The sequence below is a fragment of the Nocardia nova genome (assembly GCF_002933465.1).
GTDB lineage: Bacteria > Actinomycetota > Actinomycetes > Mycobacteriales > Mycobacteriaceae > Nocardia > Nocardia nova_B.
Map to the genome: position 1 here is coordinate 252658 of NZ_PSZE01000001.1, position 25645 is coordinate 278302.

Annotated in this window: 19 protein-coding genes, 4 tRNA genes and 2 pseudogenes; 14 read left to right on the forward strand and 11 right to left on the reverse strand. The window is 67.4% G+C overall.

What is annotated here, in order from left to right; genetic code table 11:
• Positions 1-61: 61 nt before the first annotated feature.
• Positions 62-943: an oxidoreductase gene (locus tag C5E41_RS01000; protein WP_104374171.1), complete on the reverse strand. Its 882-nt coding sequence runs from the start codon at positions 941-943 to the stop codon at positions 62-64.
• 166 nt (positions 944-1109) lie between these two features.
• Here C5E41_RS01000 and C5E41_RS01005 point away from each other — a divergent pair, with 166 nt between their 5' ends.
• A complete protein-coding gene (locus C5E41_RS01005; RefSeq protein WP_104373945.1) occupies positions 1110-2756 on the forward strand; it encodes a (2,3-dihydroxybenzoyl)adenylate synthase in 1647 nt (548 codons plus the stop codon).
• 97 nt (positions 2757-2853) lie between these two features.
• Here C5E41_RS01005 and C5E41_RS01010 read toward each other — a convergent pair whose 3' ends face one another.
• Positions 2854-4179 carry a salicylate synthase gene (locus C5E41_RS01010; RefSeq protein WP_104373946.1) on the reverse strand — a complete coding sequence of 442 codons (1326 nt, stop codon included), beginning with the start codon at positions 4177-4179 and terminating at the stop codon, positions 2854-2856.
• Between the two features lie 258 nt (positions 4180-4437).
• Between C5E41_RS01010 and C5E41_RS01015 the strand changes: the two genes are divergently transcribed.
• Both C5E41_RS01015 and C5E41_RS01020 read left to right on the forward strand, forming a co-directional pair.
• Positions 4438-6816, forward strand: a complete 2379-nt coding sequence (locus C5E41_RS01015) for a glycerol-3-phosphate 1-O-acyltransferase (RefSeq protein WP_104373947.1) — start codon at positions 4438-4440, stop codon at positions 6814-6816.
• On the forward strand, positions 6813-8261 hold the full coding sequence (locus tag C5E41_RS01020) for an HAD-IB family hydrolase (protein WP_104373948.1): 1449 nt from the start codon (positions 6813-6815) through the stop codon (positions 8259-8261). Before C5E41_RS01015 ends, C5E41_RS01020 begins: the two co-directional genes overlap by 4 nt.
• A 44-nt stretch (positions 8262-8305) precedes the next feature.
• Here the strand turns inward: C5E41_RS01020 and C5E41_RS01025 are convergent, their stop codons facing one another.
• Complete coding sequence (locus C5E41_RS01025; protein WP_104374172.1) at positions 8306-9007, reverse strand: polyprenol monophosphomannose synthase; 702 nt, start codon at positions 9005-9007, stop codon at positions 8306-8308.
• A gap of 120 nt (positions 9008-9127) precedes the next feature.
• Entirely contained in the window at positions 9128-9307 is a 180-nt protein-coding gene (locus C5E41_RS01030; RefSeq protein ID WP_030517474.1) for a hypothetical protein, read from the reverse strand.
• 269 nt (positions 9308-9576) lie between these two features.
• Here C5E41_RS01030 and C5E41_RS01035 point away from each other — a divergent pair, with 269 nt between their 5' ends.
• The 6 genes and pseudogenes from C5E41_RS01035 (at position 9577) to C5E41_RS01055 (ending at position 13707) form a co-directional block, all read left to right on the forward strand.
• The gene (locus tag C5E41_RS01035; protein WP_104373949.1) at positions 9577-10764 is read left to right on the forward strand and encodes an acyl-CoA dehydrogenase family protein; all 1188 of its coding nucleotides are present in this window, start codon (positions 9577-9579) and stop codon (positions 10762-10764) included.
• 67 nt (positions 10765-10831) lie between these two features.
• A pseudogene (locus tag C5E41_RS36100) lies at positions 10832-10915 on the forward strand (acyl-CoA dehydrogenase family protein); the annotation flags it as partial.
• Between the two features lie 72 nt (positions 10916-10987).
• The gene (locus C5E41_RS01040) at positions 10988-11650 is read left to right on the forward strand and encodes a TetR/AcrR family transcriptional regulator (RefSeq protein WP_104373950.1); all 663 of its coding nucleotides are present in this window, start codon (positions 10988-10990) and stop codon (positions 11648-11650) included.
• Between the two features lie 316 nt (positions 11651-11966).
• The gene (locus tag C5E41_RS01045) at positions 11967-12845 is read left to right on the forward strand and encodes a DUF1295 domain-containing protein (RefSeq protein ID WP_104374173.1); all 879 of its coding nucleotides are present in this window, start codon (positions 11967-11969) and stop codon (positions 12843-12845) included.
• Positions 12842-13024: a hypothetical protein gene (locus tag C5E41_RS01050; RefSeq protein WP_104373951.1), complete on the forward strand. Its 183-nt coding sequence runs from the start codon at positions 12842-12844 to the stop codon at positions 13022-13024. The genes C5E41_RS01045 and C5E41_RS01050 overlap by 4 nt, the downstream gene beginning before the upstream one ends.
• Complete coding sequence (locus C5E41_RS01055; protein WP_104373952.1) at positions 13021-13707, forward strand: hypothetical protein; 687 nt, start codon at positions 13021-13023, stop codon at positions 13705-13707. Before C5E41_RS01050 ends, C5E41_RS01055 begins: the two co-directional genes overlap by 4 nt.
• A 59-nt stretch (positions 13708-13766) precedes the next feature.
• Here C5E41_RS01055 and C5E41_RS01060 read toward each other — a convergent pair whose 3' ends face one another.
• From C5E41_RS01060 to C5E41_RS01085, 6 genes and pseudogenes are all read right to left on the reverse strand, one after another.
• On the reverse strand, positions 13767-15185 hold the full coding sequence (locus C5E41_RS01060) for a phytoene desaturase family protein (protein WP_104373953.1): 1419 nt from the start codon (positions 15183-15185) through the stop codon (positions 13767-13769).
• Positions 15182-15588, reverse strand: a pseudogene (locus C5E41_RS01065) (DUF3556 domain-containing protein); the annotation flags it as partial. The pseudogene C5E41_RS01065 and the gene C5E41_RS01060, both read right to left, overlap by 4 nt.
• Positions 15589-15738: 150 nt before the next feature.
• A tRNA-Phe gene (locus tag C5E41_RS01070) sits at positions 15739-15812 on the reverse strand.
• 32 nt (positions 15813-15844) lie between these two features.
• Positions 15845-15918 (reverse strand) — tRNA-Asp (locus C5E41_RS01075).
• Positions 15919-15946: 28 nt separating this feature from the next.
• Positions 15947-16019 (reverse strand) — tRNA-Glu (locus tag C5E41_RS01080).
• Between the two features lie 91 nt (positions 16020-16110).
• Positions 16111-16776: a TetR/AcrR family transcriptional regulator gene (locus C5E41_RS01085; protein WP_104373954.1), complete on the reverse strand. Its 666-nt coding sequence runs from the start codon at positions 16774-16776 to the stop codon at positions 16111-16113.
• Between the two features lie 919 nt (positions 16777-17695).
• Here C5E41_RS01085 and C5E41_RS01090 point away from each other — a divergent pair.
• The 5 genes from C5E41_RS01090 to phoU all read left to right on the forward strand — a co-directional run bounded on the left by C5E41_RS01090 (position 17696) and on the right by phoU (position 23658).
• Positions 17696-17768: transfer RNA gene (locus C5E41_RS01090), tRNA-Lys, on the forward strand.
• Between the two features lie 336 nt (positions 17769-18104).
• Entirely contained in the window at positions 18105-19070 is a 966-nt protein-coding gene (locus C5E41_RS01095) for an acyl-ACP desaturase (RefSeq protein WP_104373955.1), read from the forward strand.
• A 144-nt stretch (positions 19071-19214) separates the two neighbouring features.
• Positions 19215-20336: a tRNA dihydrouridine synthase DusB gene (gene dusB / locus C5E41_RS01100; RefSeq protein WP_219823074.1), complete on the forward strand. Its 1122-nt coding sequence runs from the start codon at positions 19215-19217 to the stop codon at positions 20334-20336.
• A 176-nt stretch (positions 20337-20512) separates the two neighbouring features.
• Positions 20513-22888: an LCP family protein gene (locus C5E41_RS01105; protein WP_258080652.1), complete on the forward strand. Its 2376-nt coding sequence runs from the start codon at positions 20513-20515 to the stop codon at positions 22886-22888.
• Positions 22889-22986: 98 nt separating this feature from the next.
• Positions 22987-23658 carry a phosphate signaling complex protein PhoU gene (phoU, locus tag C5E41_RS01110; protein ID WP_104373957.1) on the forward strand — a complete coding sequence of 224 codons (672 nt, stop codon included), beginning with the start codon at positions 22987-22989 and terminating at the stop codon, positions 23656-23658.
• Between the two features lie 67 nt (positions 23659-23725).
• Here phoU and C5E41_RS01115 read toward each other — a convergent pair whose 3' ends face one another.
• Positions 23726-25423: an MFS transporter gene (locus C5E41_RS01115; RefSeq protein WP_104373958.1), complete on the reverse strand. Its 1698-nt coding sequence runs from the start codon at positions 25421-25423 to the stop codon at positions 23726-23728.
• Positions 25424-25645: the final 222 nt, after the last annotated feature.

The following is a 25645-nucleotide window of genomic DNA, read 5'->3' on the forward strand; positions in this document are numbered from 1 at the left end:
GCGGCACCCACCTGGTGTGACATCTGCAGAAGTGATACCGATCACGCCGATCCGCACCGGCTCAGCGGCGGGTGAACGAGTAGGTCACGTCGGTGAGTTGTTCGGACAGGTCCCAGAGGCGCCGCGCGGTGACCTCGTCGCGGGAGGCGGCCGAGGAGCCGCAGCGCTCGGGGTAACCACGCAGGCCGCCGAGGTGGGTCGGGCCGTAGAACGCGCCGGGTTCGACCTTCGCAGTGGCGGCGTAAAGGCTTGGCAGGGCGCCCATTTCGGCCGACTGAGCGAGAATCCGGTTGCCCAGGGCCATGATCGCGTCCAGGAACGACTCGGTATGCGATTGCAGTTCGGTGCTGGCGTAGCCGGGATGGGCCGCGACCGAGACCTTCGGCGAACCGGCCGCGGACAGGCGGCGCTGGAGTTCGTAGGCGAACATCAGATTCGCCAGTTTCGACTGACCGTAGGCGCGCCAGCGCTCGTAGCGCCGATGCTGGTAGTTCGGATCGGCGAGGTCGATGCGGCCGATCACATGGGCACCGCTGGATACCGTGACGACGCGGTCGGAGATCTTGTCGAGCAGCAGTCCGGTCAGCGCGAAATGGCCGAGATGGTTGGTCCCGAACTGCATTTCGAAGCCGTCGGCGGTGCGGCGCAGCGGCAGGGCCATCACGCCGGCGTTGTTGATCAGCACATCGGCGCCCTCGATCGTGCGCGCGAATTCGCGGATCGAGGCCAGGTCGGCCAGGTCGAGCCGGCGTACCTGCACCCGCTCGCCGATGGTGTCGGCGACCGCACGGGCCTTCACCTCGTCGCGGCAGGCCATGATCACCTGCGCACCGGCCTGCGCCAGAGCCCTGGTGGTTGCCGCGCCCAGTCCGCTGTTCGCGCCGGTCACGATGATCGTGCGCCCGCTCTGGTCCGGAATATCGGAGATGTTCCAACCGCTCACCCGCACGAGTCTAGGCGGGCACCGGCCGCCACGCGCTGTTGTCGCCGAGCCGGGCCGTGGCGTTTCGGGTCACCCGCGACGCGACCCGAGCTCTCTCTAATGTAGGGTTGCCTAACCTATCTGAGGCAGCTCGACACTGCGCAGCTCGACCCGTGAGGCGATACCCGTGACTTCGATATCCCCCGCCCAGCAGGACCTGCTCGACGGTTTCGTACCGTTTCCGGCCGAACTCGCCGACAGCTACCGAGCCGCGGGCTACTGGCGCGGCGAACCGCTGGGCGACCTGCTGCGCGACGCCGCCCGCCGCGGGCCCCGGCGTCCCGCCCTGCACACCGACAGCGGGCCGATCGACTATGCCGAACTCGATCGCCGCGCCGATCGCACGGCCCACGGGCTGCTCGCCTCCGGACTCGAGCCCGGCGACCGCGTGGTGGTTCAACTGCCCAATGTGACCGAATTCGTGGAGGTGCTGTTCGGGCTGCTGCGCGCCGGAATCGTGCCCGTACTGGCCCTGCCGGCGCATCGGCAGGCCGAGATCGAACATCTGACCCGCCTGTCGGGCGCTACCGGCTACATCGTGGCCGACACGGTCGGCGACTTCGACTACCGCGAGCTGGCGGCCGCGGTGGCCGCGCGGGTGCCGTCGTTGCGCACGATCTTCGTGCTCGGCGATCCCGGCGCTTACGTCGATCTGAGAACGGTAGCGCGCGAAGGAGATTCGCTGCCGGAAGTCGACGCGTCCGGTATCGCGGTGATGCTCGTTTCCGGCGGCACCACCGGCCTGCCGAAACTCATCGCCCGCACTCACGACGACTACCACTACAACGCCCGGGCCAGCGCCGAGGTCTGCGCGTTGACCTGCGACGACGTGTACATGGCGACGCTGCCCGCCGCACACAACTTCCCGCTCTCCTGCCCGGGCATTCTGGGCACTGTCGCCGCGGGCGCGTCGGTCGTCATGCTGGCCGATCCGAGCCCGGAGAACGCGTTCGCGACCATCGAACGGCACGGCGTCACCGTGACGGCGGTGGTGCCGCCGCTGGCCCAATTGTGGTGTGCCGCGGTGGAATGGGAGGAGGCCGACCTGTCCAGCCTGCGGCTGCTGCAGGTCGGCGGCGCGAAACTGGCCGAGGTCAATGCCCGCGAGGTGACTCCGGCCCTGGGCGCGACACTGCAGCAGGTGTTCGGCATGGCCGAGGGACTGATCAACTACACCCGCCTCGACGATGCCGAGGAAACGATTCTGATCTCCCAGGGCCGCCCGCTCTCCCCTGCCGACGAGGTCCGCGTGGTCGACGGCGAGGGTAACGACGTCGCGCCCGGCGAGGAGGGCGAACTGCTGACCCGCGGCCCGTACACCATTCGCGGCTATTACCGTGCGCCGGAGCACAATTCCCGCGCCATCACCCCCGACGGCTACTACCGCAGCGGTGATCTGGTGCGGCAACTGCCGAGCGGGCATCTGATCGTCTCGGGCCGGATCAAGGATGTGATCAACCGCGGCGGCGAGAACGTATCCTGCGACGAACTCGAGGAACACCTGCTCGCCCACCCAGCGGTCCGTCACGCGGCCGCGGTCGGCCTGCCGGACGCGGCCCTCGGCGAAAAGGTCTGTGCCGTCTTGGTGATCGACGGCGAGATGCCGAGCCTGGTCGAGATCAAGAAGTTCCTCACCACTCGCGGCCTGGCGACCTACAAACTCCCCGACCTTCTCGAACGAGCTGACGCGCTGCCGTTCACCGCCGTGGGCAAGATCGACAAGAAGGCTCTGCGGGCCCGCTACGACACGCAGACCGCGACCGCGCCGAACTGAGCCTCGCCGCCCTCCCGCGTCCTCCGGTCGAACCGCCTCCCGGCGAACGGCCACCCGGTACGAGAACACCCGGCGGGAACTTCCGCCGGGCTCGCTCTCAGGCTTCGACGACGTAAGGCGCTACGCTGCCCAGCTTTTCGCAGGTCTCGGTGAATTCGCGTTCCGGGCGCGACTGGGAGACGATGCCGGCTCCGGCGCGCAGCCAGGCGCCCTCCGTAGTCTGATAGATCGCCCGCAGCACCAGTGTGGCCTCGAGCGCACCACCCGGCGAAACGGTCACCACCGCACCGGAATACAGGCCGCGGGGGTCGTGGTCGAGGCGGAACACCGCGTCTACCCCGGTGCGCTTGGGGATACCGGAGGCGGTCACCGAGGGGAACAGCATTTCCAGCGCATCCCAGGCGCTCTTCCCGTCGGCGAGGGTGCCTCGCACGGTGGAGGCCAGATGTTGCACACTCCCGCGTTCGCGCACCGCCATGAAATCGGAGACGGCGGTGCTGCCCGGCTCGGCCACCGCGGCGATCTCGCCGAACGAGGTCTGCACCGAGATGGCGTGCTCGACAATCTCTTTCGGATCACCGACCAGCTCTTCGCGCGCTGCGGCATCGGCCGTCTCGCCGCGACCGAAGGCACGGGTGCCGGCCAGCGGCTCGGTGGTCACCACCCGATCGCGGTCGACCGAGGCCACCAGCTCGGGACTGAATCCGGCCGCCTCCAGGCCGCCCAGCCGCAACAGGAACGAGCGGGCGGGCGTGTTGTTGGCGCGCCCGAGCCGATAGGTCTGCGGAACGTCCACGGGGAAGGGCAGATCCACCTTTCGCGACAGGATCACCTTCTGATACCGCCCGGCCCGGATCTCGTCGACCGCCTCGGCTACCCGGCCGCGGTAGTCGGTGGGATCGATGGTGACATCCACCGGCCGTGACGACGGCGGAGGTGTCGCACTCGCCTGCGCGATGAGTTCGTGGATCTCCGCGGTCTCGCGGGGCGTCGCACCGGACACCCGCACGCCGGAGGCGTCGATGCGTACCTCGATGCGCGGAATCATCAGGTGCGCGAGGGTGGTTCGCGCCGGAACGTGCGCGTCGGCGCCCAGCGCCCAGGCGCAGAATTCGAATCCGATCCAGCCGTAGGCGGTGCGGCCCCGCAGCGGCAGCGCGGCCAGCGCCGCGTCGACCACCGCGGCCGGGCGGCCCTGCCACGGCTCGGCGGTGGCCCGACCCTCCCATTCGACCCGCAGTTCGGCGGAATCCAATTCGATGCCGCCGATCGGATCGGCGGCGAACACCCAGCCGTCGGGCCCCTCGTAACCGACGTACTCGCCGAAGCGGTCGGCCGCGGCGAGCGCCGCCATGGCGTCGGCGGGTGCGATCGCCGGCGCCGTCCCCGTCACCTCCGTCCCCGTCACCTCCGTCTCCGTCATCTCCGTCCCCGTTGCCAGCTGCCCCGTCGCCCCCGGACCGTCCCCGTAACCGTTTCGCACCCGCTCGTCCGTGGTCGACACCGTTCCTCCAAGGTTATGCTTACCTAACTACAAGAGGTGAGGTTAGCATTACCTGCCCTTTTCGGTATTGTGCCGGAGCACACATCGGACTCGCTTTGCGAGCGTCGTGGTCAACTTCCTGCGCGAATACGCTTCCGCGAGCTTGAATGGTGGAGCGCCGTCGAGGGAGGGCTCGCCATGATCGATCACGCTGCCGGCAATCCGGCTCCGAGTACCGCGAAGGATCTGCCGCGCTCGGCGGTCGCCCTGGTCGACGCGGTGTCTCCGGTGGAACGCGAATTGATCGGCGGCTGGCTCGCCGAGGGCGGGATCGCCGCCGAACTCGGAATCGACGCCCCGGTCACGCAGATCGACCTGGACGCCGCCGCCGTCGCCGCCCGGCTCGTCGGCCGCCGCGACGATCCGATGGTGATCCCGATCCGGGTGCTGTGGCTGCCGCCGGAACGAGACGGCGTGCGGCGCACCACCTTCGCCGATCTGGCTCTGCTGAGCGATCCGCGCCGGCCGCACCGGTTGTTGCAGCGCCGGCTGGTGGCAAAGGCGCCCGACCGGCATCTCATCCTCACCGGACAGCCCGCGCGGCTCAGCGATCTGCGCGCGAACAACCCCGGCGTCGCCGAAAACTCGGAACCGTTCGCGCGGGCGATCGTGCGCGCGGGCACGGTGGCGCTCGAACGCGCCGAACGATCGGTGATCGGCGACCGTTACAAGGTCCCCCGGATGGTGGTCGAGGAGATTCTCGACTTCCCCGACTTCCTACGCCGCCTCGACACCATCGCCACCGAAACCGGAACCGAACCGCGTGAGGTGTACCGCCGGGCCGAGAAGTCGCTGCGGGAACTTGTGGCCGCGCAGAGCCGGTTGATCTCGGATCTGTTCACCCAGGCGATGCGACCGGTGCACGCCTCGGCCTGGAAGATCGACTGCGACCGGTCCGGGCTGGCGGCGCTGCGGCGACTCAATCGCAACTACCCGCTGGTATTCCTGCCCTCGCATCGGTCCTATGTGGATGCCTTCGTCCTCGGTGACGCGCTGGCGCGCAACGACTTTCCCCCCAACCACGTCATCGGCGGCGTCAATCTCAGTTTCTGGCCGATGGGGCCGATCGCGCGCCGAACCGGCACCGTCTTCATCCGCCGCAGCTTCGGCGACGACGAGATCTACAAGGCCGTGGTCGAGGAGTACTTCGCGTATCTGCTCGCCAAACGCTTCAATCTGGAGTGGTACTTCGAGGGTGGGCGCACCCGTACCGGGAAGTTGCGCCCACCCCGGTTCGGACTGCTGAACTACCTGGCCTCGGCCATCCGTTCGCGGCGCATCGACGATGTGATGCTGGTGCCGGTGTCGATCACCTACGAGCGGCTCAACGAATTGGGATCCATTGCGACCGAACAGGTCGGCGGCGTCAAGAAGCCCGAGGGGCTGACCTGGCTGGCCCGCTACATCCGCAGCCAGCAGCATTCCGCCGGGCGGGTCTACGTCCGCTTCGGTGCCCCGCTGTCGGCGCGCGACCGGCTGGCCGCGCACGGTGATCCGATGCAGCCCATCGAGGAACCGCTGGCCCCGAATCCCGAGGACGTGTCGGACCGGCAGCGTAAAGCCGTGCAGCGCTTGGCCTTCGAGGTGGCGGTCGGCATCAACGCGGTCACGCCGGTCACGGTCAACGCCCTGGTGACGCTGGCCCTGCTCGGTGTGCACGAGCGCGCACTCACCCTCGGTGAGGTGCGTCGGACGCTGGAGCCGGTCTGCGGGTACATCGAGCGCCGCGCCCTGCCGACCGGCGAGCTGGATACGCTGCGCGACGATCAGGGCCTGGCGGTGGTCCTCGGACAACTGTCGCTGACCAAGGTGGTGACGGTCTATCGCGGTGGGCTGGAACCGGTGTATTCGATCGAGGCCGGCGCCCATCTCGAGGCGGCGTTTTACCGCAACAGCGCGGTGCACTGGTTCGTCGACCGCGCGATTCTGGAATTGGCGATTCTCGAGGTGGCCGACGAACAAGCCGGCGCCGCTCCCGGCATCGAAGTCATCTGGGACGCGGCCTACCGACTGCGCGACCTGCTGAAGTTCGAATTCTTCTTTCCGGACCGGGTCGAATTCGCAGCGGCGATGAACGCGGAGTTGCTTCTGCTGGATCCGCACTGGGAGCAGCGCGCCAGCGCCGCCGAACTGGTCTGCGCGCTGGCCGATTCGGGATTCATCATGGCGCACCGCGTGGTGCGCTCGTTCTTCGATGCCCAGCTGGTGGTGGCCGAGCGGCTGGCCGCCGCCGATCCGGCCGCACCGCTGGACCGCACACAGTTCATCGACGAATGCCTGGCCGTCGGACGCCAGATGTTGCTACAGCAGCGGCTGCACAGCACGGAGTCGGTATCATCCGAATTGTTCTCCAGTGCAGTGAAACTCGCGGAGAATCAGGGCCTGCTCGATCCCGGCACCCCGGATCTCGCGCAGCGTCGCCGCGAGTTCGCCGACGAACTGCGCACCATCGGCATCCGCATCTCCCGTGCGGCCGCCCTCGACCCGTCCAACCGCGCACCGCAGGGGACAGTGTGAACCTTTCCGAAGCGATTTCCGCCATCCGGACCGGGCCACAGGGCCCGCGAGTGGCGGCCGTATTCGACTTCGGCGGAACGGTGGTCGCGGGCTTCGCCCCCGCCGCCGCGCCGCTGCGCCTGCTGCGCGGACGCGACTCGCGCCAGGCACTGACCGACACGCTGCTGTACAGCATCCGCGGTTCGCGGACCGAGGGTGAGTACGAGCGCTTCCTGCAGCGCGTCGCCCGGGTCTGGGTGGGCCGCACCGAGGAGGAGCTCAACGAACTCGGCGAACACCTGTTCCGCAGCACCGTCTACGGGCACGTGTATCCCGAAGCGTGGCACCTCGTCCGGGAGCACGAGGCCGCCGGGCACACGGTGGTGCTGGTCACCAGCCTCACCCGTTTCCAGGTGCTACCGGTGGCCCGGGAACTCGGGGTAAACCACGTGCTCTACACCGCGATGGCCACCGCCGACGGCGTCCTCACCGGCTTTACCGAGGGAAAACCGCTGTGGCGCAACGAGAAGGCCGCGGCGGTGCGGCGCTTCGCCGCCGAGCACGATATCGATCTCGCCGACAGTTACGCCTACGCCGACGCGGCCCCCGATATCCCATTGCTGGAAACGGTCGGCCATCCGGTCGCGGTCAATCCGGGACCGCGCATGTCCATGACCGCCGGTGAACGCGACTGGCCGACCCTCACCTTCAAACCGCGGGAGCCGGCCGGGGTCACCGACTTCGCCCGTACCGCAGTCGGTTTCACCGGGCTGCTCAGCGGCGCGGCCTTCGGGGTCGCCTCCCGCGCCGCTACCCGCCGGCACCGGGCGATGGCCGACGCCATGATCGCCACCGCCGCCGACGCCACCCTGCGCACCACGGGCGTGCGGGTGCGGGTGGTGGGCGCCGAGCACGCCCGGCAGCCGCGTCCGGCCGTCTTCCTGTTCAACCACCAGAGCCAGTTCGACATGGTGGTGCTGGCCGCGGTGCTGCGTTCGGGATTCACCGCGGTGGTCAAGAAGGAGGTCACCACCAACCCGGTCTTCGGTCCGCTGTTGCGATTCGCCGAGGCGACCTTCATCGATCGCTCCGACACCACGAGTGCGAAGGCGGCGCTGGAACCGGTCGTCGACACCCTGCGCGGCGGGCTCTCGCTCGTGGTGGCGCCGGAGGGCACGCGCTCGATGACGCCGCAGATCGGCCCCTTCAAGAAGGGTGCCTTCCATATCGCGATCGAGGCCGGGGTGCCGATCATTCCGCTCGTCATCCGCAACTCCGGCGAAATCGCCTGGCGCAATTCGGCGATCGTGCGCAAGGGCACGGTGGATGTGGCGGTCCTGGCGCCGATCGATGTGAGCGGCTGGGATCCGCAGCACATGGACGCCGACATCGCGCGCGTGCGGCAGCTGTTCATCGACACGCTGCTGGACTGGCCGGTCGATGCGGCCGTGGAGGCGGTGCCCTAGCCCGGACGCCTAACCTGACGCCCTAGCCCCGGACGCCGCAGCCGCTAGACGCGACGGCCGAACAGCAGCTTCCACGGCATCAGGGCCGATTCCAGCTGCACTTTCAGGCTCATCTTCGACGCGCCCTTGGTGCGCTCCTCGAAGCGGATCGGCACCTCGGCGATCGAGATACCCTGCTTGATCGTGCGGTAGTTCATCTCGACCTGGAAGGAATAGCCGTTGCTGTGGATCGAGGCCACATCGATGGCCCGCAGCGTCTGCGCCTTCCACGCCTTGAATCCTGCGGTCGCGTCCTTGACACCGAGCCGCAGGATCGCGTTGACGTAGAAGTTCGCCCAGGCCGAGAGGGCCTTGCGGTACCACTTCCACTCCGCCGCGGTGGAGCCGCCGTCGACGTAGCGCGACCCCAGGACCACACCGGCATCGGAGGTCTCGAGCTTCTCCAACATGATCGGAATCACCTCCGCCGGATGGGAGAGGTCGGCGTCCATCTGGATGACCACGTCGGCGCCCTGGTCGAGCGCCGCGGTGATGCCGGCGATGTAGGCGCGGCCGAGGCCGTCCTTCTCGGTCCGGTGCAGCACACCCACCACGGACGGCAGCTCGGCGGCCAGCTTGTCCGCGACCTCACCGGTACCGTCCGGGGAGTTGTCGTCGACCACCAGAACGTGCAGATCGGCGACCGGTAGTGCGGTCAGCCGCTCCACCGCCACCGGCAGGTTCTCCCGCTCGTTGTAGGTCGGCACCACCACGGTCACCTTCACAAGTCGCCCTCCACTCGATTCGACCTGACTGCGCGCCCCCGGATCCGGGCACGACGTGCTCTGGAGAACCGTAGCCCACCCACCTGAGAGGGCACGAGCGGCTCAGTCTCTCCCGTCGCGGGCATCCTCGCGGGCATTGCGTTCGCGCACGATCTCGAGCGCCCGCTCGGCGGTGGCACGGTCCGGATACGGCCCCATTCGGTCGGCGAACCAGCACCGCTTGCTCTGTTCCGCGCGGTGATGTTTGAGGCAGTAGTACCACTGATCGTCGGAATCGCCCATGCCGATCATCGTCGCACCCGCCGCCCGCCCTGTCAGGGAACCGGCGAATCCGCACGTCGGGCCGCCCGCTCACCGCCGGCAACGATTGTGGCCCTTGATACACCCCGGTGGTGCGGGTACTCGACGACCGGCCGGCCGAGCCCCGAGGAGACCGGCCTATGTGGTCGCCCGGTGTGGGCCACCGACAAGAAGTTGCATGGCAAACTCACCGAACAGGCCCGCGACGATGCCGCGGCCCGCCTGTTCACCTATCCGGACAAGGAAGACGCATGAGCGCGAAACGTCCCCCCGCATTCGACGCACTCGACCCGCTGGCCATCGATTCGCTGCTGTCCGAGGACGAACGGGCCGTGCGCGACAGTGTGCGCGGCTTCTGCGCCGAGCACATCACCCCGCATGTCGCGGACTGGTTCGAAGCGGGCGATCTGCCCGGCGCGCGTGATCTGGCCCGCGAATTCGGCAGACTCGGCGTACTCGGTATGCACCTCGAGGGTTACGGATGCAGCGGTGCCTCGGCCGTGCACTACGGCCTGGCCTGCCTCGAACTCGAGGCCTGTGATTCCGGTATCCGCTCGCTGGTCTCGGTCCAGGGCTCGCTGGCCATGTTCTCCATCTGGAACAACGGTTCGGAGGAACAGAAGCAGGGCTGGCTGCCGGGTATGGCCACGGGCGAGATCATCGGCTGCTTCGGCCTCACCGAACCGGATGTGGGAAGCGATCCGGCGGCCATGCAGACCCGCGCCAAGCGCGACGGTGACGACTGGATTCTCAACGGACGCAAGATGTGGATCACCAACGGCTCGATCGCCGATGTCGCGGTGGTGTGGGCCAACACCGACGAGGGCATCCGCGGTTTCATCGTGCCCACCGACACCCAGGGATTCAGCGCACACACCATCAAGCACAAACTGTCGCTGCGCGCCTCGATCACCAGCGAACTGGTCCTCGACGATGTGCGCCTGCCGGCCGCGGCGATGATGCCCGAGGGCCGGGGTGTGAAGGCGCCGCTGTCGAGTCTGTCCGAGGCGCGCTACGGCATCATCTGGGGTTCGATGGGCGCGGCGCGCACGGCCTGGCAGGCGGCTCGCGACTATTCGATGCAGCGCAATCAGTTCGGGCGTCCGATCGCCGGATTTCAGCTGACCCAGGCCAAACTCACCGATATGGCTGTCGAACTGCACAAGGGCCAACTGCTTTCGCTGCATCTGGGACGGCTCAAGGATTCGGTGGGATTGCGGCCCGAACAGGTGAGTTTCGGCAAACTCAACAACACCCGCGAGGCGATCGAGATCTGCCGCACCGCGCGAACAATCCTGGGCGGCAACGGTATTTCGCTCGAATATCCGATCATCCGGCACATGGTGAATCTCGAGTCCGTTCTCACCTACGAGGGAACGCCGGAGATGCATCAACTCGTGCTCGGCCAGGCCTTCACCGGCCAGAACGCCTTCCGCTGACAACAGGTCCCATGAACGCACGATTGGAGTACGACTCCGAACACCGCCAATTCCGTTCCGTGGTCCGTTCGTCGACGCGCTCATCCAGAGCATCTACGGCGGCACCACGGAGATCATGAAGACGATCATCGCGAAGGCGCTGGGCATCTGATTTTCGGTGGACCACTCTAGAGTTGAGTGAACCGTCGTTCATTCGACTGCGCAGATACGAAGGGTATGCCCGATGGCGAAGCGATCCGCACCGATGGAACTCGAGGAGGCGGTGCGCGCGGTGCGAACCAACTCGCGCCGGCGCCAACTCCTCGACGCGGCTGTCGCGGTCATGCAGACCACGGGCTTTCATCAGATGTCGATGCAGGCGCTCGCGGATCGGGCCGATGTGAGCGTCGGGCTCATCTACAAGTATTTCGGCGGTAAGCAAGACCTGCTGCTGGCGGCCATCGTCGATATTCTCGACGCCTTCCGGGACGAATTGGCCCCGGCCATGGACGCGGTCGGCGACGATCCGGTGGAACGGCTCGTCGCCGGTTTGCGGCGCTATGTGGAAATCGTCGACGAGAACCTCGACGCCGTGGTCCTGACCTACCGGGAGAGCCGGACCCTCGATCCGGAGGGCCGCGAACGGATCAAGGAGCTCGAGGTCGAAACCTCCGCCCCGCTGCGAGCCGCCGTCGAGGCGGGTATCGCTGCGGGTCTGATGAACAACCTCGATCCGGATCTCGTCGTCTTCAATCTGATGATGCTCGCCCACGCGTGGGCCCTCAAACAGTGGCATTTCGCGCCGCGCTACACCGTCGAGCAGTACATCCGGGCGCAGGTGCGTTTCGTGCTGCCCACGGTGCTCGCCCCCGGAGTCGCCGAGCGCTATCGACATCTCATGGACTGAAATATCTTGTCGGTCACGCTGTCTCGTACCGGCGCCGTCGGCGTCATCACCCTCGACCGCCCGCCGGTCAATGCCTTCGTTGCCGAGGGGATGCCCACACCGCCGCCGAACGGTGTATCGACGCGGCGGGCACCGGAGACGGGTATGCCCTGGAGCGCACCGAATCGGGGCACTCATCCACACCGAGAAACCGGGCACCGACCGGACCGATTCGTTTCCCGCTAGGGCGAATTATTCGTCCGGCGGCGATTCGGCGGAGCTGCCGGTGTTGTCCGAATCCGGCTCCGCTCGGCCGCGCAATGCCTACAGTGCGCTCATGAGCAGAGTGGGCGCCCTGGTTCGAGTCGCGCTGGCCTATGTGATCGCCGTCCTCGTGGGACTCGCCTGGCTGCTGTGGGGTCCGGATACCGGTCTGCTGTGGCTGAACGGCCTGATCGCCGATCTGATCGCGACGGTCGTGGTCTTCGTCTTCAGCCGGATCTACAAGAATTCCAGTTTCTACGACCCGTACTGGAGCGTCATCCCGCCGCTGCTGGCCTTTTACTGGTGGATTCGCAGCGACGAGCCCTCGAATTCGGTCCGCTGGTGGCTGATGATGGCCGTCATGCTGGTGTGGGCGGTGCGGCTCACCGCCAACTGGGTGACGACGTTTCCCGGTATGCACCATGAGGATTGGCGCTATCCGATGGTGCGCGAACGAGCGGGCCGGTTCGCCTTCGCCGCGGATCTGTTCGGAATCCACGTCTTTCCGACGCTGCAGGTCTTCGCCGGGCTGATTCCGGTGTACGTGGTGGCGACCCGCGCCGGCGAACAGTTCGGTGTGCTCGACATCGTCGCCGTCGTGATCGGTGCGGGTGCGGTCACGTTGGAAACCGTCGCCGATCTGCAGATGCATCACTTCGCCGCCACCAGATCGCCCGGGCAGGTCATGGACCGCGGGGTGTGGGCGTGGTCGCGGCATCCGAACTATTTCGGCGAGTGCGGCGTCTGGCTCTCGTTCGGCCTGTTCGGACTCGCCGCCGCTCCGGGCAGCTGGTGGGTTCTCGCGGGTGTGGTGGCCATGGTGGCGATGTTCGTGGGCGTCAGCATTCCGATGATGGAACAGCGCAGCCTGCAGCGGCGGCCGGCGTATCGGGATGTGGTGCGCAGGGTTTCGGTATTCGTTCCCCTGCCACCCCGGAAACGAGCGGCATGACCGGACCTCGGGTCGTCATCGTCGGGCTGGGCGATACCGGTGTTCTCACCGGCACCCGGCTCGGCCGGGATGCCGACGTCGACGCCGACGAAGAACTCCGGCCCCGCCGAGCACAGGTAGCAACCCGAGCGCGTGCCATGCTGCCGACGGGCACAGAGCGGGCAATACTGCACGGGTGAGCGGTTCCGAGAAGGACACCGACGACGTTCCGGCGTGGGCACGCCGCACGGCCGGCGAATCGCGGTGGGCGGCGACCGGGGCGATGGTGGGCATCATCGTCCTGCAACTGCTGCTGCCCGATCACTTTCAGCTGCGCCCGGTCTGGCTGCTGCCGATGCTGGAAACGGTGCTGCTGATCGTGCTGGTGGTGAGTAGCCCGGTGCGGTTGGACCGGGAGGAAATGTGGCTGCGGTGGTGCAGCCTGGGATTGTCGGCGCTGCTCGGCATCGCCACCGCCTGGTCGGTGTTCCGACTGGTGGCCGGCCTCATCAACGGCACGCTCAGCAACGATCCGCCGGTCCTGCTCGGTTCCGGCGCGGCGATCTGGCTGACCAATGTCACCGTATTTGCGCTCTGGTTCTGGGAATTCGACCGTGGCGGCCCGGCCGCACGAGCGCACGCCCGCACACAGCTACCCGATTTCCTGTTCGTCCAGATGCAGAATCCCGAGCTCTCCCCTGCCGACTGGGAGCCGGAATTCCTCGACTACCTCTACCTGTCGTTCACCAATGCCACCGCGTTCAGCCCCACCGATGTGATGCCGATGACGCGCTGGGCCAAGACGCTGATGATGGCCGAATCGGCGTTGTCGCTGATCACCGCGACACTGGTCATCGCGCGGGCGGTCAACGTCTTGAAGTGAAGACGGGCAGAGTTTCCCGAGCCGATCTCCGCCACAACAGTCTTGCCGGGGCGGATCGCCTACCGGTCCACCAGTTCGGCCACCGCGAGCCGGGCGGCATTGGCGCCGCACATGCCGTGTGCGCCCGGTCCGGGCGGGGTCGCTGCCGAGCAGATGTACATGCCGCGAACGCCGAGGCTGTAGGGGGACAACGTGGTTCGCGGTCCGAACATCAGCTGGCGAATGTCCTTGGCGCCGGTCATGATGTCACCACCCACATAGTTCGGGTTGTAGCGAGCCATCTCGGTGGTCGAGCGAACCGCCTGTCCCACAATGCGTTCCCGGAAACCGGGGGCGAACCGCTCGATCTGCGCGATGATCGCCTCGGTCGCATCGCCCGAATAGCCATTGGGCACATGGGCGTAACTCCACACCGGGTGAATGTCACCGGCCGAGCGCTGCGGATCGGCCAGATACTGCTGTCCGACCAGCACGAAGGGCCGCTCGGGCATTCGGCCCGCGTGGATCTCGCGTTCACTCGCGGCCAACTCCGCGTAGGTCCCACCGAGGTGCACCGTCCCGGCTCGGTGCGCGTGCGCAGCGGTCCACGGCACCCCGCCGGCGACCGCGAAATCGACCTTGTAGGCCCCGGGCCCGCGCCGGAAACGGGCGAACGCGTGCCGAACTCGCCGCGGTAATCGATCGCCGAGAATACGAGCGACGGCATCGGGCGCCAGATCGAACATGGTGATGTCGGCCGGTGGCAACTGTGCCGCCGACTCCACCCGCACCCCGGTTTCGATCTTTCCGCCCAGCTCCCCCAGCAGTGCCGCCATCGCATTCGCAATCGCCTGTGATCCGCCTTCGGCCACCGCCCAGCCGTACCGATGGCCGGCGGTGAGGATGCCGAGGCCGACGGCCGAACTGAGCGGATGGTGGAGCGGCCGGAAGGCATGGGTCGCGACGCCTCCGAACAATGCTCGCGCCTGCTCGGTGCGGAACACGCGGGCGAAGGCCGAACCGGGCAGTACGGTCGGCAACCCGAAGCGAGCCAACGTCAGCGGGTGATGCGGTACGCGCAGCAACGGCCGCATGATGTCCTCGCTCAACGCGTCGTAGCGGCGCACCGGGCGGTCGAAAATCAGCCGCCAGCGCGATTCGTCGCGTCCGAGTCCGGCCGCGGTCCGCTCCACCGAGCGATACAACACACCGGCCGTGCCGTCGTCGAGCGGATGCACGCAGTCGATCTCCGGCAGCCGCCAGGTGAGTCCGTAACGATCCAGGCCGAGGCCCGCGAGGAACGGCGAACCGACGGCCATCGGGTGGATAGCCGAGCAGTGATCGTGCAGCAGACCGGGAACGATCGCCTCGCTGCTGCGCGTACCGCCGCCGATCTGCTCGGCCGCCTCGAGCACGGTGACCTCGACACCTTCGGAGGCGAGGGCGACGGCGGCGGCGAGCCCGTTGGGTCCGCCGCCGACCACCAGTGCGGTTGTCACGCCACCACTCCGAATTCGTCAGGGGTGGGTTCGGTGTGCACCGGACGAACCCAGGGCCGTAACGGGATCGGCCCGTGGGGCAGCCACGGCTGCTCGGCGACGGCATCGGCGACGTTCCAGGTGCCGCGTTCGATCACGCCCAGCGCGGCGTCGATCAGCGTGTAGTGCTGCACGCCGCTGCCGAACGCCTCCGACTCCACCCGGGCGATCACACGTTCGCCGGGTTCGAAGCAAGCCTCGTCCTGCACCGCGCGGATCATCTCCTCGTCGTGGAAGTGGCCGTCACCGAAATTGAACCCCACGATCGAGTTGCAGAGGAACTCCCCCTCCGGACGGTGCGCGAATCGATATCGGAAAGCCGCGAGATCAGCAGCGAGAACAGGCCGCGGCCCTGGTTTTGCGGGGTGCGCCAGGAGGCCCCGGACCCCAGCCCGACCGGCGTTCCCGCCCGAATTTCGTCCTCCCGAGACGAAGACAGGCATGCAATCTGTCTTCTCGAGATCAGCGAGCGGACACGAAAAATCCCCCCGACCACAGGCCGAGGGGATTGAAGTGGCCAAGGCCGGGATCGAACCGGCGACCTTCCGCTTTTCAGGCGGACGCTCGTACCAACTGAGCTACCTGGCCGGGGCACCCGAACCGAATGCCATATAACAAAGCGACCCTGACGGGACTCGAACCCGCGACCTCCGCCGTGACAGGGCGGCGCGCTAACCAACTGCGCCACAGGGCCTTGCATGCTCTCAACGGTGTTGCCACCGTACCCCCTACGGGATTCGAACCCGCGCTACCGCCTTGAAAGGGCGGCGTCCTAGGCCGCTAGACGAAGGGGGCCCGCCGGATCTCTCCGGTCCGTACCTCAACGGCTTCCGTTGGGAGCTCGCATAGCTTATGACAGGCTTTACGCTATTCCCAAATCGGCTGGTCAGAGGCCCAGATTCAGATCTTCCAGCCGCGCCGAGGCCTTCCAGCCGTGCCGGCGGAACTCCTCGAGCCAGTCCTGAGTCGCCATCGCCTCGATGATCACCTCCAGCGCCTCGGTGAACCGGGTGCGCAGATCGACCCCGCCGCCGAGCAGATCGATGATGTAGCGCTGCCCGGCCAGCGCGGCCGCCAGGGTGCGGGTGAACCGGTCCGGGTCGGTGTCCAGGCGCAGCTGCTTGCGGTCGATGGCGCGCACCACGAGCAGTCGCGCCGACCGGCTGACGATCCGGCTGCCGCCCGCCCGCGCGTCCTGATAGAACTCGGGTTCGATCACCAGCCGGAACTCCGCCTGGGCGATGATGTCGTTCTCCAGGCGCAGCGCGACCTCGTCGATCATCCCGTGCATGACGTCCAGCGGCTCGAGATCCGTTCTGGCCAGCCACCTTTCGGCGGTCGCCCGATATCGTTCGAGGGCAGCGTCCAGCACCGCCCGGGCCAGATCCTCCTTGGAATCGAAATGGAAGTACATCGCGCCCTTGGTCGCGCGCGATCCCTCCAATATGCGATTCAGCGATGCCGCGGCGTAGCCGCTCTTCCCGAATTCAACGGCGGCGGACCTGATGATCGCCGCCCGTGTCCGGCGGGCCCGCTCTTGCTGCCGTGCCATGCTCGAAACGCCTCCGAAGCTGCTTGCCGCCGGAGGAACCGATAGGAGACGGTCCTCGACGAGAAGTTATTAGATTTTCAAATACTTAATTTCGGGCTACCGCCCGGTTTTCAGACTTTTGGTACGGAAATTCGCAGGGATACCTGAAACACACCAGCTGGTATAGTTTCGACGTCCGGGTGCGCCGCAGGGGGTGCGCACCCGGGCGCTTTGTTCGTCTCGGATCCGCCTCCTGCGACGTCGTCTCCTCCGACCTCGCGACCAGCCCGGCCGGTCGCGACTGTCTGGCACAACAACCTTCGGCCGAATCCCAACCGCCGGAAGATCTCCCGGTTTCGCCGGAATTCACCAAGCGATCACCGTACCCCGAATCCCGAGACGACGCGCCACGTACCGAGGAGTCACTTCACCGGAAACCGGGACCGCTCGCGGCAAATGCCCGGTTAGCGTCCGCGTATGCGAATTCCGGCGCGCCCCAGCAGTGTTCACCACCACAGCCGCCACCGCGGATACCCGGGACTCATCCCGGCCGCTGCGGTCGGCCACCGAGCGGATCCACGGACACGATCACCTCCCGTACCAAATATGTTGTCACGCACTACGTTTGGACAATGTTTCCACACTTCCGCGCTGAAACAAATTGCTGAGCAAGGAGATTGCCCGGGAATCGGCGGGGTATACGGGAACGTCCCGGCCCTCCCGGGCCGGCGGGCCCGGGGCTCAGGTCCACCGGGCCGGGGTGGGCGGCCACCACCCGGCGTTCCGGGGGGTGCCCGGATCTCGTCGGCGGCGATCCCGCTCCCGGGAGCCGCCACCCCGCCACGGAAGGCCGCGCTACCAGCACAGATAACCACCGCCACACCATCACACGGATACCGGTTACCATTTCCGCGCGCGAAACATTAGACTTGCGGACCGCGCCCCTATAGCTCAGTTGGTAGAGCTACGGACTTTTAATCCGCAGGTCCCAGGTTCGAGCCCTGGTGGGGGCACACCGATGGGCCGGAGCGAAAGTTCCGGCCCATCATCGTCTCGGGACGTTTCGTGCCGCGACCAGGGACGCAAGCGCCCGGGAACCGGGAAATCCGATGCTCGGCTAACGTTCACGACTCCCAGGCGATACACCGTTGACGCACAGGTCCCCCACCTACACTCGCAACCGGTTGGGACATGTGCCGACCGCCCTTATGAATTCCGTCACCGGCGCTGTGAACTCGTACAGGTGCGCTTCGCATCACACCTACGGTGCCGTAAGGTATGGGCGGCTGCGGCACGGCCAGCGGGGGGGCGACCAGCAATATCGCAGGACAACACCGAAGGGCGTATGTATGGCAAGGGATCTGACTCAACTCGAGCTGCTGACGGAGTTGGAGCCGGTTGCCGAAGAAAACGTCAACCGGCACCTTTCGATGGCCAAGGAATGGCACCCGCACGACTACGTGCCGTGGGACGAGGGGCGCAACTTCGCCGCGCTGGGCGGCGTCGACTGGGATCCGGAGCAGTCGAAGCTCAGTGAAGTGGCGAAGGCCGCGATGATCACCAACCTGCTCACCGAGGACAATCTGCCCTCCTACCACCGCGAAATCGCCGAGAACTTCTCCCAGGACGGCGCCTGGGGAACCTGGGTCGGCCGCTGGACCGCCGAGGAGAACCGCCACGGCATCGTGATGCGCGACTACCTCGTGGTCACCCGCGGCGTGGACCCGGTGGCGCTGGAACAGGCCCGCATGGTCCACATGACCAACGGCTTCGCCTCCCCCGCCGAGGCCGACGCCGGCTTCCTGCACTCGGTCGCCTATGTGACCTTCCAGGAGCTGGCCACCCGCGTCAGCCACCGCAACACCGGCAAGGTGTGCGACGACGCGATCGCCGACCGCATGCTGCAGCGCGTCGCCGCGGACGAGAACCTGCACATGATCTTCTACCGCAACATGTGCGGTGCGGCGCTGGATCTGGCGCCCGACCAGGCCCTCGACGCGATCACTCTGATTCTCGAGAACTTCCAGATGCCCGGCGCCGGAATGCCGAACTTCCGCCGCAACGGTGTGCTGATGGCCAAGCACGGCATCTACGACCTGCGCCAGCACCTCGAAGATGTCGTCCAGCCGGTGCTGAAGAAGTGGCGCATCTTCGAGCGCGACGACTTCACCGCGCGCGGCGAGCAGACCCGCGAGCGGCTCGGCCTGTTCCTGGACCGGCTGGGCAAGGACGTCCTGAAATTCGAGGAGCAGCGCGACCGTATGCTGGCCCGCGAGGCCGCCAAGCGCGAACGCGACCTCACCGCGGTGAGCTGAGCTCGTTCCGCACGACTTCGACCGGGACCGGTGCCGCACGGCACCGGTCCCGTCGCACGCACAGGACACCCCTGTGATCTCTCGCACTGTCATTCGGATGGGACACTGGAACTCGTGACCGCGGCACTCGACACCAGAACCGGATTGCGAATCGGCCCCTACCCCGTCGATCCGCCGGTGGTGCTCGCGCCGATGGCGGGGATCACCAATGTCGCGTTCCGCAAACTGTGCCGCGAATTCGGCAGCCGCACCTCGATCTACGTCTGCGAGATGATCACCGCCCGCGCGGTGGTCGAGCGGCACGAGAAGACGCTGCACATGATGGCCTTCGACGAGGACGAGCATCCCCGCTCGATGCAGCTCTACGGCGTCGACCCGAAGACGCTCGGCGAGGCGGTGCGCATCATCGTCGGCGAGGGATGGGCCGACCACATCGACATGAACCTCGGCTGTCCCGTGAAGAAGGTCACCCGGCTGGGCGGGGGTGCGGCGCTGCCCTACAAGCGACGCTTGTTCGCCGAGATCGTGCGGGAGATGGTCGCGGCGGCCGAACCCGCCGGTGTTCCGGTGACATTCAAATTCCGCATCGGCATCGACGACGACCATCAGACCTATCTCGACACCGGACGCATCGCAGAGGCCGAGGGCGCCGCCGCGGTGTCGCTGCACGCCCGTACCGCCGCGCAGCTGTATTCCGGCACGGCCGACTGGTCGGCCATCGCGCGGCTCAAGGAGGCCGTCACCACGATTCCGGTACTCGGCAACGGCGATATCTTCAGCGCCGCAGACGCACTCGCGATGATCGCCGAAACCGGTTGCGACGGTGTGGTCGTCGGACGTGGCTGCCTGGGCAGGCCGTGGCTGTTCGCCGAGCTAAGCGCCGCACTGCGCGGGGAGCCGATTCCGGAGGGACCGCGACTGGGCCGGGTCGGCGAGATCCTGTACCGGCACGCGACGCTGCTCGTCGACCACGACGGCGAAGACAAGGCCATGCGCGATATCCGCAAACATATGGCCTGGTACTTCATGGGCTTTCCGCTCGGTTCGCAGCTGCGCCGCAGCTTCGCGACCGTGGGCAGCCTGAGTCAGCTGCGCGAGCTGATCGACCAGCTGCCGCCGGATGTGCCGTTCCCCGCGGACGCGCAGGGACCGCGCGGGCGACAGGGCTCACCGGCCGCGAAGGTGGTACTGCCGGAGGGCTGGCTCGACGATCCCGAGGATCCCACCGTGCCCGCGGCCGCCGATGTGATGCACAGCGGAGGCTGACGCGCAGGTACTCTCCGACCTGCGCCGACAGTGATGGCTGGTTTAGAAGTGGCCAACTGTGGCGTAATCGTTATCATGGCTGGGACCGATTCGGCCGGATGTGACTGCGCGTGCCGCCACCGGAGTGATGGAATCGACAGCTCCGGTCGCGACGAAGAGTGAAGTGAGGTTCGTTGGTGGGTGACGACGATCGGCGCGGGCGTTCGTCCCGGCCCGGAGGTCGCGCCCCGTGGGAGCGATACCCTGCGCCGGACTCCGACGACGCCCCCCGCAACCGGCGTGCGGACGAACCGCAGACCTCCAAGCCGATCACCGTCCACGACCTCGTCCAGCGGGTCGACAGTGAACGTATCGAGCGCCGCCGCAAGGACGAGGCCGCGGACAAACGCCGCGACGCCGGCGAGAGCGGCTCCGGCCGCGGTCGTAACGCGCAGCCAGAGAACGCCGGCCGTCCGGCCGGAAATCGCGGGCGCACAACGGATAACACCGCCCGGCCCGCCACCGGCGCGAACCGGACGGCCGGTCCCGGCAACCCGCGAGCCGCCCAGCCGGGGAATCCGCCCGGCCGGGGCGGCGGCGAACGCCGGGGCGACCCACGCGACCTCGCCCCCGGCGCCGGGCCACGCCCCGCCGCAGCCGGACCCGCGGCCCGCGGGAAGGCGGCGACCGGCGCATCGGGCGCCATCCCGAACGCACGCGGCCGCACACCGGCCGACGGCACCGCTCCGGTCGGGCCGGGTACGGCCGCCGACCCGCGGCGCGTCGGGAGCGCATCCGATCCACGCGCAGCGTCGAAACCGGGGTCACAACGACCGGAATCCACCGCAACGCGAAGTGGCGCACCGGTTTCCGCCGATGTACAGGCCACCGCGGTCCACCGCGCCCCGGCCGCCGACAGTCCGGTCGATCGGCCGGCCGCCGGTAAGGCGCCCGTCGCCGAGCAGGTGACCGACCAGCTGCCCGTACCCGACGACGAATCCGGTGCGGAGGCAACAGCTTCCGTCGCACCCGAGGTGGTCGGCAAGCCGCCGTTGTCACGACTGGCGGCGAGCAGGCAGCGCCGGCGGCGGCGCGCTCGGCTCGCGGCCCGGGTGACCACCTCGATGTGTGCGGTATTGGCCCTCGTCATGACCGGTGTCGGCTGGAACTATCTGCGCGCCACCGACAACGGTTTCACCCAGGTGTCGGCGTTGGACGAGAATTCCGCCGATATCATCGATCCCGGCGGCCAGACCGGTGACGAGAATTTCCTCATCGTCGGCACCGACACCCGCGCCGGCGTGGACAGCCAGCTCGGCGCCGGCACCACCGACGATGCCGAGGGCGCCCGGTCCGACACCGTGATGCTGGTGCACATCCCGGCGAACCGCTCCCGCGTGGTGGCCGTCTCGTTCCCGCGCGACCTCGACGTCAGTCGCCCCGAATGCGAGGGCTGGGACAACGAGAAGGCCAAATACACCGACGCGAAATTCCCCTCCGCGATCGGCGACAAGCTCAACGCCACCTATGCCCTGGGTGGTCCGAAATGCCTGACCAAGGTGATTCAGAAACTGTCCGGTCTGAAGATCAGCCACTTCGTCGGCATCGACTTCAGCGGTTTCCAGTCGATGGTCGACACCATCGGCGGGGTCGAGGTGTGCACCAACCGCCCGCTGGTCGACGAGGAACTCGGCACGGTGCTGCCGAACCCCGGCCGCCAGATCCTCAACGGCCCCACCGCACTGGACTACGTCCGTGCCCGCCACGTGCAGGGTGAGGAACGCAGCGACTACGACCGCATCCACCGCCAGCAGCTGTTCCTGTCCTCGCTGCTGCGCAGTGCCCTGTCGTCGAAGGTGCTGTTCGACATCGGCAAACTCAACGGCTTCATCGGCGCGTTCAGCAGCCATGCCTTCATGGACAACGTCAACACCAAGGACCTGCTGATGCTGGGCCGCTCGCTGCAGAAGGTCAGCGCGGGCGCGATCACGTTCCTGACCGTGCCGACCGCCGGCACCACCTCCTACGGCAACGAGATCCCGCGCGAATCGGATATCAAGGCGATCTTCACCGCGATCATCGACGATCAGCCGCTGCCGGGTGAGAAGAAGGCGCCGGAACCGTCCAAGGCCGCGCAGGCGCCGGCCCCGCCGCAGTTGACCGCGGTGGATCCGAGCACGGTATCGGTGCAGGTCTCCAACGGTTCCGGAGTGACCGGCGTGGCGAGCACGGCCGCGACGAGGTTCGCGGCCGACGGCTTCCAGATCTACAACGTCGGCAACTACTCCGGCGGCACGATCGACACCACTACGGTCCGCTACTCGGCCGGTCACGAGGCGGAAGCCGCGACGGTGGCCTCGGCGTTGCCGGGCGCGAAACTGGCCGTGGCCTCGGGACTGGGCAGCATCGTGGAGGTAGCGCTCGGCGCGGACTTCTCCGGCACCGTTGGCACGCCGACCGCCTTCGGCTCACCGGTTCCCGCCCCGGCCGCGACCACCGATGCCGCGGCGATGCCGGTCACACTCCCCTCCGATCTCGAACACGTCAACGCGGGTGACGACCTCTGCAAGTAAGCCACGCTCACCTGCGCCTACGTCACCGAGCGCCCCGGCACCGACGATTCACCCGCCGTTCGTGACTTGGTCAGAGCCGGGAACTAGTCTTTGGTTTCATGCGTGTCATCTACAACGAACAAATGGCCGAACTCGCCGATCTGCTGGGCGAGATGGCCGGGCTGGCCGGCTCGGCCATGGAGCGGGCGACCCAGTCGTTGCTGCAGGCCGATATCGCCCTGGCCGAACAGGTGATCACCGAGTACGACCGGATCGCCGAGATGATCGCGCAGGCCGAGGAGAAGGCGTTCGCACTGCTGGCGCTGCAGGCGCCGGTGGCCGGCGACCTGCGACAGGTGGTCAGCGCCATCCAGATCGTCTCCGATGTGAATCGGATGGGCGTGCTGGCGCTGCACGTGGCCAAGGTGGCCCGGCGTCGGCACCCGAACCACGCGCTCCCGGAATCGGTGAACGGCTACTTCGCCGAGATGGGCCGCATCGCGGTGAATATGGGCGCCGCCGCCAAGGAGGTCCTGGAGACGCGCGATCCGGAGCGGGCCGCGCAGCTCAACGAGGACGACGAGGCGATGGACGATCTGCATCGCCACCTGTTCTCGCTGCTGATGGACCGCGAATGGAAGTACGGCGTGGCCGCCGCCGTCGATGTCACGCTGCTGGGCCGCTACTACGAACGCTTCGCCGACCACGCGGTCGAGATCGGCCGCCGGGTCGTCTTCCTCGTGACCGGTGTGCTGCCGCCCGACCCGGACACCGAAACCGAGAAGATCTGAGAAAGTGCTGTTCCGTGTCCCGCGCGGACGCCGCTGCCCGTCCGGTTCGCGGACGGGCAGCGAGCTCTCATGTGCCACTGAGGGATTCGGCTCTTTCCGAGTTCTCCGAGGTCTCCGAGTTCTCCGAGGTCTCCGAGGGGCGGCCAACTGTCGCCGGGTCCTCCTCCGAGGTTCGGCCCAACAGTAGCGACGCGCCGCGCTCGGGCTTCCAGGGCAACAGCACCGCGACGAGCACCGCGCACACCAGCAGGGCGCCGACCGCCGCCCAGGATGCGGCCGCCGAGCCGGCCAGTGCGGCCACCTTCATGGCATGCACCAAGTCGGCTTTCGCACCGGCGAGGAACGGGCTGATCGGCGCCTTGACGATTTCCAGCACGCTGATGGGGGTGTCGCGAGCCAGGCTCTTCTGAGTCGGATTCATGATCGCGTCCGGGATCGCGTCGATGCGGCCGCCGACTCGACCGGTGTAGACCGAGGTCATGATCGAGCCGAGAACAGCGACGCCGAGGGTGCCACCCACCTCGCGGGTGGTGTCGTTGACGGCCGATCCGGCGCCCGCCTCCTCGATCGGCACCGCGCCCATGATGGCTTCGGTGGCCGGTCCCTGCACGACGCCGAAGCCGATGCCCATCAGGACCATCGAGAGCAGAACCGTTCCCAGATAGGGTGTTTCGACGGTCACCCGGCCCGCGAAGAACATGCCGGCGGCCAGCAGGAGCAGGCCGCACACGACGGTGGCGGTGGTGCCGATGCGCTGCGCGGCCAGCGTCGCCGCGGGCGCGCCGAAGCCCACCGCGGCCGCGAAAGGCAATGAGTGGATGCCGAATTCGAGGGCGCTCAATTCCTTCACGCCCTGGAAGTACTGAGTGATCAGAAACAGGAATCCGAAGGCGCAGAAGTAGGAGACGGTGATCGCCAGGGCCGGAACCGAGAAGCGCCGGATCCGGAACAGCCGCATGTTCAGCACCGGTGATTCCACCCGCAACTCCCAGATCACATACAGCGCGAGCAGAATCAGCGAGAGCGCGTAGCCGCCGACGCTGCGACCGGACAGCCAACCGTGCTTCGGCGCCTCGATGATCGTCCACACCAGCGTCGTGACCGCCACCAACGAGAGGCCGATGCCGAGCACGTCGAGCCGGCCGCTGCGATCGGCCCGCGATTCCGGCACGACGACGAGCACTGCCGCGATCGTGATCGCGGCGATCGGCACATTGATCCAGAACACGGCGTGCCAGCTGAAGTATTCGAGCAGCCAGCCTCCGGTCACCGGCCCGATCGCCACCGCGATACCGGCCATGGCGGTCCACAGCGCGATGGCCGCGGCCCGGGCGCGCGCCTCCGGAAACAGGTTGATGATCAGGGCCAGCGTCGCCGGAAACACCGCGGCGGCGAAGACGCCCATGCCGGCCCGCGCGGCGATCACCTGGCCGAGGCCCGAGGACATCGCACCGGCGGCCGACATGACGGCCACACCCGCCAGGCCGATGATCATCAGCCGGCGGCGGCCGTAACGATCGCCCAGGTGCCCGAGCGGCAGCAGCAGCCCGGCGAAGGCCAGGGTGAACGCGTCCACGATCCACTGCAGCCCGCTCATCCGAGCCTGCAATTGCACCGCCATCGACGGCAGGGCGACATTGACCAGCGTGTTGTCCAGCACGACCAGCAGTTCGGCCAGACAGATCGCGACCAACGCGAAGATCCGCATGCGCGTCGCGATCGCAATCCCCTGCTGGGTCACAGTTCTCGCCGTTGACACCGACATCCCGCCTCCTGACTATAACGATCGGTTTAGTTCAGAAGGAAGGTAACTGTTACCAAGAGTGTCAGACAACCGACTGCGGTATGAGATGAGGTAGCGCACATCCCGGCCTGTGCTGTGATATGCGCCATAGCTGCCTATGCGCGCGCTAGCGAAAACCCCGTCCACCAGGGACGGGGTTTCGAAACACGGATGGAACCACGGATGGAACTCAGCCCGCGATCA

Coding starts and splice junctions, on each gene's coding strand:
- C5E41_RS01010 (WP_104373946.1), bottom strand. CDS start 4,179: ATGACGGAGACGGAGGTGACGGGGACGGAGGTGACGGGGACGGCGCCG.
- C5E41_RS01015 (WP_104373947.1), top strand. CDS start 4,438: ATGATCGATCACGCTGCCGGCAATCCGGCTCCGAGTACCGCGAAGGAT.
- C5E41_RS01030 (WP_030517474.1), bottom strand. CDS start 9,307: ATGGGCGATTCCGACGATCAGTGGTACTACTGCCTCAAACATCACCGC.
- C5E41_RS01035 (WP_104373949.1), top strand. CDS start 9,577: ATGAGCGCGAAACGTCCCCCCGCATTCGACGCACTCGACCCGCTGGCC.
- C5E41_RS01040 (WP_104373950.1), top strand. CDS start 10,988: ATGGCGAAGCGATCCGCACCGATGGAACTCGAGGAGGCGGTGCGCGCG.
- C5E41_RS01045 (WP_104374173.1), top strand. CDS start 11,967: ATGAGCAGAGTGGGCGCCCTGGTTCGAGTCGCGCTGGCCTATGTGATC.
- C5E41_RS01050 (WP_104373951.1), top strand. CDS start 12,842: ATGACCGGACCTCGGGTCGTCATCGTCGGGCTGGGCGATACCGGTGTT.
- C5E41_RS01085 (WP_104373954.1), bottom strand. CDS start 16,776: ATGGCACGGCAGCAAGAGCGGGCCCGCCGGACACGGGCGGCGATCATC.
- C5E41_RS01095 (WP_104373955.1), top strand. CDS start 18,105: ATGGCAAGGGATCTGACTCAACTCGAGCTGCTGACGGAGTTGGAGCCG.
- phoU (WP_104373957.1), top strand. CDS start 22,987: ATGCGTGTCATCTACAACGAACAAATGGCCGAACTCGCCGATCTGCTG.
- C5E41_RS01115 (WP_104373958.1), bottom strand. CDS start 25,423: ATGTCGGTGTCAACGGCGAGAACTGTGACCCAGCAGGGGATTGCGATC.